We start from the raw sequence: 13,640 nt of genomic DNA, 5'->3' as shown, positions 1-13,640 counted from the left end.
CGGCGTGTACGCCGCTAACATCGACGCCGACACCACTCCCGGCGGCGATACGATCACCGACATGCTTCCGGGCGCCGCCCTCCTCGAGAACCCGTTCACGAAGGCCGCCACCGAGCCCGTGAACGCCGTCGCGGCGGCCGAGGGCCAGACCGGTTACATGCCGTTCGCTCCCGCCGGCACCAACATCGGCTACTCGATCACCGGCGCCGGCAAGGGTGGCAACGTCATCATCACGCTGAACAGCGGTCAGTAGAAACCTCTGCGGAACGTGACATCAAGGGGGGCGGCTCACGCGGGCCGTCCCCTCTTTTCATTCCCGGCCGCCCGTTTGCGCGGCCGGTACGCTTCCTGCAACTTCCGACGCACAGTGGAGAGAACGCCCGTCGAGCGGCAGGTTTTCCGCCCCTTTCGGGGAAGGGTGAACGGTTTCCTGCCGGACGCGGCCGGAACGGTGACCGGAAGACGGAAGCGAGCGTCATGACGATCCTCAGAGCGAACGATGTGCGGAAATCCTTCCGGGGCGACATGTCGCTCAGGAAGCGCGAGGTGCTCCACGGCGTCTCCTTCGAGGCGGGCCCCGGGGAGATCCTCGGGTTCCTCGGTCCCAACGGCGCGGGCAAGACGACGACGATCAAGATACTGCTCGGCCTGATTTGCCCGGACGCCGGCTCGGTGACGATCTTCGACCGCCAGGCGGGGGAAGGCAAAGCGATGGGCCGGGTCGGTTACCTCCCCGAATCCCCCTACTTCCATCCCCACCTGACCCTCGGCGAGTTCCTCTCCTTCTGTGGACGGTTGAGCGGCCTGGGGGGGAGGCGTCTCCGGCACAGGATCGGCGAGGTCGTCGAGACGGTCGGGCTCGCCGGACACGAGGGCAAGCGGCTCAGGAGCTTCTCCAAGGGGATGACGCAGCGGGCGGGGCTCGCGCAGGCCGTGCTCCACGATCCCGATCTCGTCATCCTCGACGAGCCCTTCTCCGGGCTCGACCCGCTCGGCCGCGTGATGGTGCGGGACATCCTGGTCGACCTGCGTCGCCGCGGACGGACGATCTTCTTCTCCTCCCACATACTGCCCGACATGGAGGCTCTCTGCGACCGCACGCTGATCATCCGTGACGGACGCATCGCGCGCACGATCGGGCTCGGTGAACTGGGCCGGCTCGGCGAGGGGCAGGTGGAGATCGTCGCCCGCGGCGCGGCGCCCGAGCGGATCGAGGCCGTGGCCGACTATCTCGTCTCGTCGAAGACGCGGGGCGGGGAGATCTTCCTCGTCGTGCGCTCCGGCGCGTTCGTCAGGACCGTCGTGACGCATCTCTACAACGGCGGCGCGGAGGTGCTCCGGATCGCCAACCGGCACCGGTCGCTCGAGGAGGTATTCCTCGACGAGATCAACGCGGCCGGCGGCCCGGAAGGCGAACGGGCGGCGGCCGGGATCGCCGCGGGAACGGGGGTGGCACGATGACGCGGATACTATCGATCGCTCTCTGCACCTTCCGCGAATCGGTGCGGGAGAAGCTCGTTTTCGTCGCGCTGCTCTTCGGCGGGATCCTCATGGCGAGCACCTGGGTGCTCTCGCCGCTCGCCATCGGCGCGCGGATGAAGGTGATGACCGACGTCGGGCTCGCCGGGATCTCGATCCTCGGCGTGCTCACCGCGGTCATGGTGGGGAGCGTCCTCGTGCACAAGGAGGTGGAAAAGCGGGCCGTCTACATCGTGCTGACGCGCCCCGTGTCGCGCCTCGAGTACGTCGCGGGCAAGTTCGCCGGCCTCGCGGCGGCCGTATTCCTGATGACGGCGGTCATGACGGCGTTGCTCGCCTGCATGATCCTCTTCACGGGAGGCCGCCCCGGCGGCGCCATCTTCGCCGCCGTCCTGCTCTCCTGCGTGGAGATGACGGTGATGTGCGCCGTGACGGTCTTCTTCAGCACCTTCACGACGCCGATCCTCACCTCCTTCTTCTCGCTGTGCATCTTCGTCGCGGGGAGTTTGAGCGGCGACCTGCGTGTCTTCGCGCAGAAGTTCGGAGGCGGCGCGTTCGCGCGCGTGACCGACGCCGTCTACTACCTGATGCCGAATCTCGCCGTCTTCAACCTGCGGCACGAGGCGGTGCACGGCCTTCCGTGGTCGCCGGGCGACCTCGTCGCACCGGTCCTCTACGGGCTCGTCTACGTCGGCGTCGTGCTGTACTTCGCCTGGCTCGTCTTCCGGCGGCACGAGTTCGCCTAGGAGGTGGGGATGCGGACGCGTATCGGACTCTCGCTCGTCGGGGCCGCGGCCCTGATGCTTTTGTTCGTCGCCGCCCTGCGGGTCGAGCCCCTCGCCGCGCGGCAGCGCGAGCAGGAGGTCCTCTACCTCCCCTCCGGACGGTTCATGGAGCAGGCGGCCCTCGAGTACCGCAACCTCGCGGCCGACGTCCTGTGGTTCAGGACGGTGCAGTACTACGGGTCCTACCGCGGGGGGGAGAACGACCTGGCGCTCTTCAGCCGCCTCGTCGAGGTGATCACCGATCTCGACCCGCAGTTCGTTTTCGCCTACCTCTTCGGCGCGATGATCATCGTCGAGGATCTCGGCAGCTTCGACGAGGGGATCCGTTTCCTCGAGAAGGGGATCGCGGCCAATCCAAACAACTGGTGGCTCGTCTTCGAGAACGGCTTCCTCCACTACGTCGACGCGCGCGACTACCGTGAGGCGGCCAGGCTTTTCGGCGAGGCGGCGAGGATGCCGGGGGCCGACGAGCTGGCCAAGCGGTTCGCCGCGTTCGTCGCCGCGAAGGCGGGGGACCGCGAGGCGGCCATCGCGATGTGGGACGACCTGGCGCGGACCTCGGAGGACCCCTACATCAGGGATGAACTGGCCAGGCGGTACCTCGATCGCCTCGAAAAGGAGATCCGCCGGCCTGACGGGGAGGGGGAGGAGACGAGATGAACTGGTATCCGTACGTCGTCGCGGCGCTCTTCGGACTCATGGCGGGTTCCTTTCTCAACGTCGTCGTCTACCGCCTCCCGCTCGGCCGATCCGTCGTCCGCCCGCGATCGGCCTGCCCGGCATGCGGGCGGCCGATCGCGTGGCACGAGAACGTCCCCGTGCTCGGCTGGCTCGCGCTTCGGGGACGCTGCCGCGGCTGCGGGGGCGCCATCTCGCCGCGTTACCCCGTCGTCGAGCTGCTCGGCGGCGTGCTCGCCGTGCTCTGTTTGCGGCGATACGGGGCCGGGGTGGACGCGGTCTTCGCATACGCCTTTCTCATGGCCCTCCTCGCCGTCACCCTGATCGACTGGGAACACCGGATCATTCCCGACGAGATCAGCCTTCCCTTCATTCTCGTCGGCGTCGCATGGAGCGCCGTCTCCCCATCGATCGACCTTCTCGACTCGGCGCTGGGCGTCGTCGTCGGAGGCGGCGGCCTCTGGCTCGTCGGCGTCCTCTACCGCCTCGTCAGGCACGCGGAGGGGATGGGGGGGGGCGACATCAAGCTGATGGCGATGATCGGGGCCTTCCTCGGCGTCCGGATGGTCGTTCCGGTGATCCTCATCGCTTCCTTCTTCGGATCGATCTACGGGGTCGCCCTGATGCGACGGACCGGCGCCGGCGGAAGTGCGAAGGTGGCCTTCGGCTCCTTTCTCGCCCCGGCCGCCGGGTGCTGCCTCTTTCTCGGCTCCCGTATCCTCGCCTGGTATCTCGGACGCCTCTGAGCTTGGCCGGCGGTATTGCACTGATTTCGTGCAGTTCCGCCGCACCGACGGGACGCGGCTCATCGCGGCATCCATAACATCATGGATTACAGCCTGTTATGTGATACTTGCGCGATCCTGCGTTGGCACGCTTGTTGCGATACCTCGGTTACGAACAGCCAGCGTTACAGCCATGAAACGGGACAAGTGACTGACAATAAAACGTTTCGTCCGTCATTCGCGGCCGATCCGACGCGTTGCAGATGAGCAAAAGGTTGGTGCACACATGATCTCTTTACCGTTCCTCAGGAAGAACACGACGACGGTGGGGCTCGATATCGGATCCAGCCTGATCAAGGTCGTCGAGATCGATCATTCGGGGGCCGTTCCCCGGATCGTCAAACTCGGGTTCACCCGGTTGCTCCCGGAGGCGATCGTCGAAGGCGAGATCATGGACCGGAACCTCGTCGTGGACGGCATCCGCGAATGCTTCGAGCAGGCCGGGATCCAGACGACCGACGTCGTTTCCGCGGTCTCGGGCCGGGCCGTCATCGTCAAGAAGGTCGTCATGGACAAGATGCCGCCGGAGGACGCGCAGGAAGCGATCTTCTGGGAAGCCGAGCAGCACGTCCCATTCGACATCGACGACGTCTGCCTCGATTTCCAGATCCTCCGAGAGGACATCGGCGCCAACCAGATGGAAGTCCTTCTCGTCGCGGCGAAGAAGGACATGGTCAACATGCACGCCGAGTTGATCCGCGAGGCGGGCCTCAATCCCCGGATCATCGACGTCGATTCCTTCGCCGTCCAGAACTGCTTCGAGCGGAACGCTTCGGTCTTCGCCGACGGCGCCGCCGGGGCCGGGGGCGCGGAAGACGAGATCACGGGCGAGGAGGACCTTCCGCCGGTCGATGAGGAGGGGAAGGTCGTCGGCCTGATCAACATCGGCTCGGACGTGACCAATCTCAACATCATCCAGAACGACTGTCCCCACTTCACCCGCGATATCAGTATCGGCACCAACTCCTTCGTCGAGGCCTTCCAGAAGGAACTCGGCGTCGGATACGAGGATGCGGTGAGGATCGTCTCCGGCGATCTGGGCGGCCGGGACGAGCAGAAGATCAAGGAGATCATCAAGAGCTGCTCCAGCGATCTCTCGCTGGGGATCGAGCGGAGCATCTCGTTCCTGAAGACGGCGGGAGACGCCGAGACGATCGACCGGATCGTCCTGAGCGGCGGCGGAGCGCGTATCCCCTTCCTGGCCGAGATCATCGCCGAGAAGCACGGCATCATGCCGTCGATCCACAATCCCCTCGACGGGATCGAGTACGACGAGAGCGTGACGGACGGGTTCGAGGAGGATATCGACAGCATCGCTCCGCTGTTGACCGTCGGTATCGGCCTTGCTCTGAGAAAGGCGGGGAAATAATGATCAGGATCAACCTGCTGCCACCGGAAGAGCGCGCGAAGAAGCGCGAGTTCCGCCTGCCGGAGATGTCGACAGTCTATCTCGTGGCCGGGGTCGTCGTCTTCTTCGCCGCCATCCTCGTGATCGGTTTCATGCAGCACCACCAGGTGCGCGTGCTCGAGGGGAAGATCGAGACGGCCAAGGAGGAGTCGCGCAAGCTCGCCCCGCAGCTCGCCAAGATCAAGCAGATCACGCGCGAGCGCGAGGAGGTCGACCGCCGGCTCAACCTCATCACCTCGCTCGATCGGCACCGGTACTTCCGCGTGAAGCTGCTCAACGACATCTCCATGAAGACGCCCGAGAACTGCTGGCTGACCGACATCCAGGAGCTCTCGCCGAACCGGTACTCGATAGACGGGGTCACCTTCTCGAACTACACGGTCGCCGACATGATCAGCAACCTCGAGACGAGCGGCCTCTTCACGCAGGTCGATCTCACGATCGCCGAGATGGGTCAGATCAAGGACCGGCAGGTCATGAAGTTCACGCTGAGCGCGAACGCTCTGCCGCAGTAGAAACGAGGTCACGGCAATGGATTTCAAGGATCCGCAGGTACAGAAATCGATCATCGTCGCCATCCTGCTGATGATGATCGGGTACGTCTATTTCTTCACCTCGTTCCTGCCCTTCTTCTACGGGCCCATGAAGGCCAAGCACGAGACTCTCTCCGGGGAGTACGAGAAGATGGCGGCCGAGCTGGAGAAGGCGCGCAAGACCGTCGGCGACCTGGCGAGGCTCGAGGAGGAGTACGAACGGCTCCACGTGAAGTGGGTGGCCGCCCAGAGCCTCCTCCCGCAGCAGGAGGAGGTCGCCAGGCTGCTGCGCAAGGTCACCCGGGCGGGCAACCAGGCGGGCGTCGAGTTCATGCTCTTCGAGCCGCAGCCGGTCGTCGCCAGGGAGTTCATCAAGGAGAATCCGGTCAAGATCAGGGTGCGCGGCCAGTACCACGAACTCGGCGCCTTCCTCTCGAAGGTCGCCAATCTCGACCGGATCATCAACGTGAGCAACATGCATATCAGTCCCTATGCGGAGCAGCCGGGGGAGAAGGGCAAGGTCGTAACGAGCCATACGATCGAGGCCGAGATGGTCATGACGGCATACACGCTCCTGGAAGGTGGTGAGACGGCTGATGAAAGTACGGAGAAGCAGCGTTCGTAGGTCGCTCCGTCTTCCCGGGGCCGCCATCGCGGGTCTCCTGTTCGTGACGAGCGTGCTCATCCCCTTCGCGGTGGCCGCCGGGGAAAGCGAAAGCGCGGGCAGCGCCGAACAGCAGAACCTGCGGGAGAAGCGCTATTACTACCAGGCCTTCAATCGCAGGGATCCCTTCCGGAGCCTTGTTTCGGGCGAGTTCGAGGAAGGCGAATTCGAGCTCGTCGACATCTACGGCGTCAAACTCGTCGGCGTCCTGACCGGCGGTCTCGAGAAGTACGCGATGCTCGAGGACAACAACGGGTACGGATACATACTGAAGTCGGGCGATCCCGTGCGGAACGGCTCCGTCGTATCGATCGGCGATCGCAACCTCGTCGCGAGAGTGACGATGTTCGGACAGACAACCAGTGTCACCCTCCGCCTGGAGAACACGAAGGGAAAAGGAGAATCGTGATGACAGCGATCCGCAGAATCGCCCTGGCTGTCCTCGCTGCCGTGATGCTGCCGCTCTTCGGCCTCTCCGCCGGGACCGTGAACGAGATAAACGGTCTCACGGTGGTGCCGGGGGATGGCACGGTGCGGCTCGAGATCAGCACGGCCGGTGACGTCGAATTCAAGGTCTTCCGCATGGACGGCCCCGACCGCCTGGTCGTGGACTGCATCGGCGCGAAGCACGCGATCGACGGCGTCTCCGGACCGATGGACAACGCGCTGGTCTCGAACGTGAGAACGAGCCAGTTCCAGTACGATCCCGTCATGATCAGCCGTATCGTCGTCGATCTCGCGGCGAGGGCCGACTGGCGCATGTTCGACGAGAAGGGCATGCGGGTCGTCGAGATCTCGACCGCTGCCCCCGTCGAGACGGCGGCAGGCGCCGGGAGATCCGTCTCCTCGCCGCCCATCCTGAACACGGCCGCGATGGGACCCGTCCTGCCGGTCGTCGTTCCCGCGAGAGGCGGACACAAGCAGGGAGCCTCTCCAGCCGAGGAGCCCGTGCCCGCGCCCGTCGAGGAATCCCCGTGGGTCGTCGAGACCGCCCCGGCCGTTGCCGAGGACCCGACGCCGTCCGAGAGGACGGTCATGCCCGTCGACGAGAACCTGCCCTGGAACGACGCCTACACGCGCGGCGCCCCCGCCGCCGGCGGCGGCGCCGGGATGGCGGCGCGGCGCATCACGATCGACGCGCAGGGCGCCGACATCAAGACCGTGCTCCGGACGATCGGCGATTTCGCCGGCATCAACATCGTCTACGGCAAGGAAGTCAAGGGGGAGGTGCACGTCCACATCACGGACGCGCCGTGGGAAGAGGCCCTCGACATTCTTCTGAAGGCCAACGGGTACGGCTATCGCGAGGAATACGGAATGATCAGGGTCGCCGAGATGAAGAGCCTCCTGCAGGAGGAGCTCGAGCTGCAGACGGCCGGCAAGAAGAAGGACGAGCTGCTTCCGCTCGTGACGCGGATCATCTTCGTCAACAACGCCAACGCCGACGAGCTCAAGCAGGCGCTGCAGAACGTCGTGAGCAGCCGAGGCAAGATCGACGTCGACTACGGCAGCAACTCCCTGATCGTCAACGATATCGAGAAGAACATCATGAAGATCGAGGCGATGGTCGCCGATCTCGACCGCAAGAACCACCAGGTCGACATCAACGCCAAGCTCGTCGAGGTCGACGTCGAGGCCACCCGCGAGCTCGGGATCAACTGGGGCCTGCTCAACCTCCACAAGTCGGGCGTCGGCGGAACCGGAAGCATGTCCGTCGCCGAGAACATCGCGTCGAGCTCGGGAACGATCAAGTTCGGCACGGTCCGTTCGTGGGGCGAGCTGAACGCCATTCTCGAGATGCTCGAGAAGAGCAACAAGGCGAACATCATCTCCAATCCGCGGATCACGACCATGGACAACCGCGAGGCCAGCATCCTCGTCGGCAAGGAGATTCCCCTCATCGTCGCCGACGAGGCGGGGAACCCGATCACCGAGCTGACCAAGATCGGCATCATGCTGCGGGTGATTCCGCATGTGAACGCCGATCGCACGATCACGCTCGACCTGCATCCCGAGGTCTCCGAGCTCCAGAGCGAGTCGACCGCCCAGGGCGGCGTCATCATCTCGACGAGCGAGGCCGACACGCGGGTGATCGTCTCCGACGGCGACACGGCGGTCATCGGCGGTCTCATCAAGAAGACCGAGACCGAGGTCGTCCGAGGCGTTCCGGTCCTCAAGGACATCCCCTTCCTCGGCCGCCTCTTCTCGTCGACGAGCCAGGCGTCCAAGAAGCAGGAGCTCGTGATCTTCGTGACACCGAACATCGTCGAGTGATACGTGCCCCCTCCACTCACCGTCGACCCCCGGCGCGAATCCTGCGCGCCGGGGGTTTTCTCTTGTTTGGGCCCCGTACGTTTCGTATCCTGAACTCCCCGGCCCCGTGCCGGGGCGAAAGGGGCATGCAGGGATGCGGGTGATCGCGGGAGAATGCAAGGGACGGGCCCTCCGATGCGGGCGCGGACCGCAGTTCCGCCCGACATCGCAGCTGGTGAAGGGATCGATCTTCGATCAGCTGGGCGCCGAGGTGGCGGGCAGGAGCGTGCTCGATCTCTTCGCCGGTTCCGGCGCGATCGGGATCGAGGCCCTGAGCCGCGGCGCGGCGCGCGCCGTCTTCGTTGAACAGGACCGCGCGATCCTCCGGGCCCTCAGGACCAACCTCGAGCGCTGCGGCTACGGCGCCGACCGCGCCGACGTGGTTCCGGGGGACGCCCGGCTGTTCCTCTCCAGGCTCGCCTCGCGCGGCGCAGGGCAATTCGACGTCATCTTCGCCGATCCTCCCTACGCGAGCGCGGTGGCGCAGGAGGTCGTCCGCGTCGTCGAGACGGCCCGGCGCGCGATCTGCCGGCTCCTCGTCGTCGAGAGCGGTTCGCCGGTCTCCTGCGCAAAGAAGGGCCGCCTCGAGCTCCGCCGCTCGAGGAAGTTCGGGCAGACGACCGTATCGATCTTCGACTGCCGCGGCGGCGCTGCGGCGGAACCGGAAGGAGGCGGGGACAGTTGAAGGAGAAGACGGCGCTCTACCCGGGGACCTTCGACCCGATCACCAACGGGCACATCGACCTCGTCGACCGCGCCGTCCGCGTTTTCGACCGGGTGATCGTGGCCGTCGCCGCCGGCGCCCACAAGGCGCCGCTGCTGACGCTCGAGCAGCGGGTGGAGATCGCCCGCGCGGCTCTCGAGGGCCGCGAGCGGGTGGAGGTGGTGAGCTTCGACGGCCTCCTCGTCGACGAGTTCCGCAAACGCGACGTGAGCGTCGTCATCAGGGGGCTCCGGGCCGTCTCGGACTTCGAGTACGAATTGATGATCACCCTGATGAACCGGAAGCTCGACCCCGAGTTCGAGACCGTCTACCTGATGCCGAGCGAACGGTACATCTATCTGCACTCCTCCCTCGTCAAGGAAATCCACCGGCTCGGCGGCGACATCAGCTGCCTCGTTCCCGCTGCCGTCATCGAGCGTCTCGAACGCTGGCACCCGCGCAGATAGCCCTTGCGGGAACGCCGGTTTTTTCGTTATGTAAGGTGTTTCCGGCGCCCGGCCGATGGACGGTCGCGCCCGTACCTTTATTCTGGAGGGATCGTCGTGTCCGGAATCCTCAGCCGACGGGCGAGTACCGTCGAGCCCTCGATCACCCTGAGCTGGAACACCAAGGCCAACCAGCTGAAGGAGCAGGGCGAGGACATCATCGGCCTCGCGGCCGGCCAGCCCGATTTCGACACCCCCGACGTCATCAAGCAGGGTGCCTACCGGGCCATCGAGACGGGGCAGACGCGGTACACCCCCGCCGCGGGGATCCAGCCGCTGCGCAGGAAGATCGCCGAGTTCTACTCCGAGCGCCTCGGCGTGCCCTACGGATGGAAGGAGACGGTCGTCTCGAACGGCGCCAAGCACACGATCTTCAACGCCCTTTTCGCCGTGACGGATCCGGGCGACGAGGTGCTGATCACCACGCCCTACTGGGTTTCCTATCCCGAGATGGTGTCGCTCGTGGGCGCCCGTCCGCGGATCGTCGAGCTGTCGGCGGAGAACGGCTACAAGCTCACGGCAAAACGTCTCGAAAAGGAGCTCGCGGCCGGATCGCCGAAAGCGATCCTCTTCAACTCGCCGAACAATCCCGCGGGAACGGTCTACAGCCGCGCCGAGCTCGAGCCCCTCTGCCGGGTCTTCCTGGACAGCGGTATCGCCGTTATCAGCGACGAGATCTACGAGTTCCTCGTCTACGACGGCGTCGAGCACGTCTCCCCGGTGACCCTGATGCCGGAGCTGAAGGCGCAGACGGTGGTCGTGACGGGCGTCTCGAAGAGCTACGCGATGACGGGCTGGCGGATCGGATTCGGCCTCGCCGACGAGCCGGTCGCCTACCGGATGGCCGCCTACCAGGCGCACGCCACCGGCTGCCCCAACTCGATCTCCCAGTGGACCGCCCTCGAGGCGCTCGAGAAGGGCGCCGGCGACCGCGAGATGATGCGCGTCGCGTTCGAGAAGCGCATGAAGATGTTCGGCGAGCGCCTCTTGCGGATCCCGAAGATCTCCTTCCCGGCCCCGGGCGGCGCCTTCTACTTCTTCGTCGACGTTTCGGCCCTCTACGACGCCTGCGGCGTCTCGACGAGCACCGGGTTCTGCGAGAAGCTCCTCGCCGAGGACGGCCTGCTCGTGATCCCCGGCGGGCCGTTCGGGTGTGACGACATGATCCGTTTCTCCTTCGCCGCGAGCGAGGAGGAACTCACGGGGGCGCTCGACCGGTTCGAGCGGTTCGTGAAGAAATACGCCGGTTGATCCGCAAAACGGCGGAAGGGGGCGGCGCCGTCCGCCCCCGATCCGCGGCGCTCCGGGACGCCCGGCTCGCCGTTCCCGGAAGGCGGTTCCGTCATGACTGACGATCTCGCGCGCAGGGTGGCCGGCCTCGCCCGCCGACTCGTCGGGATCGCCGTCCGCACGGAGCCGCACTACCGCATCGCCTACGGTTTCGATGCCACCGGTCGCCGGGGCCGCTGCGCCGGCGTGGCCTTTCCGGCGACGCTCGACGAGGCCCGGCGCGTGATCCTGGCGGCGGGGGAGGCGGAGGTGCCCCTCTTCGTCCGCGGCGCCGGCACCGGGTTCTCCGGGGGCTCCGTGCCGGCGGGCGGCGGCCTCGTCCTCTCGACCGAGCGCCTGCGCCGCATCCTCGCCGTCGACCGCGACCGTCTCGAGGCGGAGGTGGAGTGCGGGGTCGTGAACCGCGAGCTCCAGGACCGGCTCGAGTCCGGGGGGCTCTTCTACCCGCCCGACCCGGCGAGCCTCAAGGTGTCGACGATCGGCGGCAACATCGCCGAGAACGCCGGCGGCCCCCGCGCGTACCGCTACGGCGTCACCAGGCGCTACGTGCGCGCCATCACGTGGATCACCGCGGCGGGAGAGACGGTGACGACGCCGGCCGAGGGCCCGGCCGCCCTCCTCGTCGGCGGCGAGGGGACGCTCGGCTTCGTCTACGCGGCGCGGCTCGCCCTTCTCGCCCTCCCCGAGGACCGCCGGACCTCGCTTCTCGCTGTCGGCGGGGACGCCGCGGCGATGCGGACGGCGGCCGAGCTCCTCGGAACGGGATTCACGCCGACCGTGCTCGAGTTCATCGACGCGAAGACGATGCGCACGGTGGGCGAGTACCGGCGGATCGGCGGTGCGGGGGAAGGGATCGCCCGGCTCTTCCTCGAGATCGACGGCCCGCGGCGCGAGGTGGCCGGGCAGCAGCGACTCCTCGAGAGCTTCTGCCGCGATCGCGGGCTCGACCTCGTCACCGCGCGAAACGAGGGCGAGCGGGAGGCGCTCTGGGAGCTCCGGCGCTCGATCAGCCCGAGCCTCGCCCGGCGCGGCGTGACGAAGGTCAACGAGGACGTCTCCCTGCCCCTCGGCAGGCTCGAGGAGGCGGTACGGCACATCCACGAGCTGGCCGGCCGGCTCCAGCTCGACTGCTACATCTTCGGGCATTGCGGCGACGGCAATCTCCATGTCAACATCATGACCGACCGGCGCCGCCGCGAGGAGATGGAGCGGGTGGAGCGGTTCGTCGACGAGCTCTTCCGCCGCGTCGTCGGACTCGGGGGCACCCTGAGCGGCGAGCACGGCATCGGGATGACGAAGGCGCCCTGGCTTCCGGTGCTCTTCCCGCCGGAAGCGGTCGCGCTGCAGCGCGGTATCGCACGCGCGATGGACCCCGGGGGCCTCTTCAATCCGGGCAAGTATTTCGAGGCGGGTGCCGCATGATGTTCATCGACCGGGTGGAACTCCATGTCCGCGGCGGCGCGGGAGGCGACGGGTGCGTCTCCTTCCGGCGGGAGAAGTACGTGCCGCGCGGGGGACCGGACGGGGGGGACGGCGGCGACGGGGGAGACGTGATCATCCGCGTCGAGCCGCAGATGCGCACGCTTCTCGACCTTCGCTACCGCAAGCATTACCGGGCGGAGAGCGGGCGCCCCGGCCAGGGGGCGCGCAAGAGCGGTCGCGGCGGGGATGCGGTCGTCGTGCGGGTGCCCCCGGGAACGCTCGTCGAGGATGTCGATACGGGAAAGACGATCGCCGATCTCGTCGAGGCGGGAGCGGAGATCGTCATCGCCCGGGGAGGAGGCGGCGGCAAGGGGAACTGGAACTTCCGCTCCGCGCGCAACCAGGCCCCGAGGCGCGCGACGGGGGGCCGGCCGGGCGAGGAGCGCACGATCCGCCTCACCCTGAAGCTCATCGCCGACGTCGGCCTCGTCGGGCTCCCCAACGCCGGCAAATCGACGCTCCTGCGCTCGGTGAGCGACGCCCACCCGATCGTCGCCGACTACCCCTTCTCGACGCTCTCGCCCGTCCTCGGGATCGTCCGCGTCGACGAGGAGGCCAGCTTCTGCATGGTGGACATCCCCGGTCTCATCGAGGGGGCTCACGAGGGGAAGGGCCTGGGCTTCGAGTTCCTCCGCCACGTCGAACGTTGCCGGGTCCTCCTCTTCATCCTCGACGCGGCGGGGACGCTGCCGCCGGACGAGGCCCTCGCGCAGCTCCTCCACGAGATCGGCTCGTACAGCCCGGCGCTTCTCGAACGGCCACGGGTCGTCGCCCTCAACAAGACCGACGCCCTCGCCCCCGGCGAGGAGCCGTCCTTCGAGCCGGACGAGGGCGAGACGGTCTTCCGCATCTCGGCTTTGGCGAAGGCCGGGCTCCGGCCGCTCGTCGCGCACCTCTACGGGATCGTCCGGGCGGTCGCAGCGGAGGCGGAGCCGACGGGACCGACGGAGCCCCCTGCAACCCCACCAGGCGAGAAATCACATTAGGCGACGACCGTAATCACCTGCATGCAAA

At 66.8% G+C, this 13,640-nt stretch carries 14 protein-coding genes; all 14 read left to right on the top strand.

From position 1 onward, the window contains the following. The first annotated feature begins 477 nt into the window (after positions 1 to 477). The 14 genes from JW876_09765 to obgE all read left to right on the top strand — a co-directional run bounded on the left by JW876_09765 (position 478) and on the right by obgE (position 13,612). Entirely contained in the window at positions 478 to 1,461 is a 984-nt protein-coding gene (locus tag JW876_09765; protein MBN1885792.1) for an ABC transporter ATP-binding protein, read from the top strand. Next, on the top strand, positions 1,458 to 2,225 hold the full coding sequence (locus JW876_09760; protein MBN1885791.1) for an ABC transporter permease subunit: 768 nt from the start codon (positions 1,458 to 1,460) through the stop codon (positions 2,223 to 2,225). Before JW876_09765 ends, JW876_09760 begins: the two co-directional genes overlap by 4 nt. A 9-nt stretch (positions 2,226 to 2,234) precedes the next feature. Next, positions 2,235 to 2,924: a hypothetical protein gene (locus JW876_09755; GenBank protein MBN1885790.1), complete on the top strand. Its 690-nt coding sequence runs from the start codon at positions 2,235 to 2,237 to the stop codon at positions 2,922 to 2,924. Then, a complete protein-coding gene (locus tag JW876_09750) occupies positions 2,921 to 3,688 on the top strand; it encodes a prepilin peptidase (GenBank protein ID MBN1885789.1) in 768 nt (255 codons plus the stop codon). The genes JW876_09755 and JW876_09750 overlap by 4 nt, the downstream gene beginning before the upstream one ends. Before the next feature lie 265 nt (positions 3,689 to 3,953). Further along, positions 3,954 to 5,096 (top strand): type IV pilus assembly protein PilM, encoded by a 1,143-nt coding sequence (pilM, locus tag JW876_09745; protein MBN1885788.1) that lies wholly within the window; start codon positions 3,954 to 3,956, stop codon positions 5,094 to 5,096. Further along, positions 5,096 to 5,650: a PilN domain-containing protein gene (locus tag JW876_09740; GenBank protein MBN1885787.1), complete on the top strand. Its 555-nt coding sequence runs from the start codon at positions 5,096 to 5,098 to the stop codon at positions 5,648 to 5,650. The genes pilM and JW876_09740 overlap by 1 nt, the downstream gene beginning before the upstream one ends. A gap of 16 nt (positions 5,651 to 5,666) precedes the next feature. Then, the gene (gene pilO / locus JW876_09735) at positions 5,667 to 6,293 is read left to right on the top strand and encodes a type 4a pilus biogenesis protein PilO (GenBank protein MBN1885786.1); all 627 of its coding nucleotides are present in this window, start codon (positions 5,667 to 5,669) and stop codon (positions 6,291 to 6,293) included. Continuing rightward, on the top strand, positions 6,265 to 6,741 hold the full coding sequence (locus JW876_09730; GenBank protein ID MBN1885785.1) for a hypothetical protein: 477 nt from the start codon (positions 6,265 to 6,267) through the stop codon (positions 6,739 to 6,741). The genes pilO and JW876_09730 overlap by 29 nt, the downstream gene beginning before the upstream one ends. After that, positions 6,738 to 8,606, top strand: a complete 1,869-nt coding sequence (locus JW876_09725; protein ID MBN1885784.1) for an AMIN domain-containing protein — start codon at positions 6,738 to 6,740, stop codon at positions 8,604 to 8,606. Before JW876_09730 ends, JW876_09725 begins: the two co-directional genes overlap by 4 nt. A gap of 133 nt (positions 8,607 to 8,739) precedes the next feature. Further along, positions 8,740 to 9,330 (top strand): 16S rRNA (guanine(966)-N(2))-methyltransferase RsmD, encoded by a 591-nt coding sequence (gene rsmD, locus JW876_09720; protein ID MBN1885783.1) that lies wholly within the window; start codon positions 8,740 to 8,742, stop codon positions 9,328 to 9,330. Beyond that, positions 9,327 to 9,815, top strand: a complete 489-nt coding sequence (gene coaD, locus JW876_09715) for a pantetheine-phosphate adenylyltransferase (protein MBN1885782.1) — start codon at positions 9,327 to 9,329, stop codon at positions 9,813 to 9,815. The genes rsmD and coaD overlap by 4 nt, the downstream gene beginning before the upstream one ends. Before the next feature lie 96 nt (positions 9,816 to 9,911). Next, positions 9,912 to 11,105, top strand: coding sequence for a pyridoxal phosphate-dependent aminotransferase (locus JW876_09710; GenBank protein MBN1885781.1), 1,194 nt, complete (start codon positions 9,912 to 9,914; stop codon positions 11,103 to 11,105). 93 nt (positions 11,106 to 11,198) lie between these two features. After that, positions 11,199 to 12,566, top strand: a complete 1,368-nt coding sequence (locus tag JW876_09705) for an FAD-binding protein (protein MBN1885780.1) — start codon at positions 11,199 to 11,201, stop codon at positions 12,564 to 12,566. Further along, the gene (gene obgE, locus JW876_09700) at positions 12,563 to 13,612 is read left to right on the top strand and encodes a GTPase ObgE (protein MBN1885779.1); all 1,050 of its coding nucleotides are present in this window, start codon (positions 12,563 to 12,565) and stop codon (positions 13,610 to 13,612) included. Before JW876_09705 ends, obgE begins: the two co-directional genes overlap by 4 nt. Positions 13,613 to 13,640 lie beyond the last annotated feature (28 nt).

Source organism: Candidatus Krumholzibacteriota bacterium, from assembly GCA_016931295.1.
Classification (GTDB): domain Bacteria; phylum Krumholzibacteriota; class Krumholzibacteriia; order Krumholzibacteriales; family Krumholzibacteriaceae; genus JAFGEZ01.
The sequence above is the reverse complement of the archived record's forward strand: the minus strand, read 5'-3'. Positions and strand labels throughout refer to the sequence as shown.

Coding starts and splice junctions, on each gene's coding strand:
- JW876_09740 (MBN1885787.1), top strand. CDS start 5,096: ATGATCAGGATCAACCTGCTGCCACCGGAAGAGCGCGCGAAGAAGCGC.
- JW876_09755 (MBN1885790.1), top strand. CDS start 2,235: ATGCGGACGCGTATCGGACTCTCGCTCGTCGGGGCCGCGGCCCTGATG.
- JW876_09760 (MBN1885791.1), top strand. CDS start 1,458: ATGACGCGGATACTATCGATCGCTCTCTGCACCTTCCGCGAATCGGTG.
- pilM (MBN1885788.1), top strand. CDS start 3,954: ATGATCTCTTTACCGTTCCTCAGGAAGAACACGACGACGGTGGGGCTC.
- JW876_09730 (MBN1885785.1), top strand. CDS start 6,265: ATGAAAGTACGGAGAAGCAGCGTTCGTAGGTCGCTCCGTCTTCCCGGG.
- JW876_09765 (MBN1885792.1), top strand. CDS start 478: ATGACGATCCTCAGAGCGAACGATGTGCGGAAATCCTTCCGGGGCGAC.
- JW876_09750 (MBN1885789.1), top strand. CDS start 2,921: ATGAACTGGTATCCGTACGTCGTCGCGGCGCTCTTCGGACTCATGGCG.
- obgE (MBN1885779.1), top strand. CDS start 12,563: ATGATGTTCATCGACCGGGTGGAACTCCATGTCCGCGGCGGCGCGGGA.
- pilO (MBN1885786.1), top strand. CDS start 5,667: ATGGATTTCAAGGATCCGCAGGTACAGAAATCGATCATCGTCGCCATC.
- JW876_09705 (MBN1885780.1), top strand. CDS start 11,199: ATGACTGACGATCTCGCGCGCAGGGTGGCCGGCCTCGCCCGCCGACTC.
- rsmD (MBN1885783.1), top strand. CDS start 8,740: ATGCGGGTGATCGCGGGAGAATGCAAGGGACGGGCCCTCCGATGCGGG.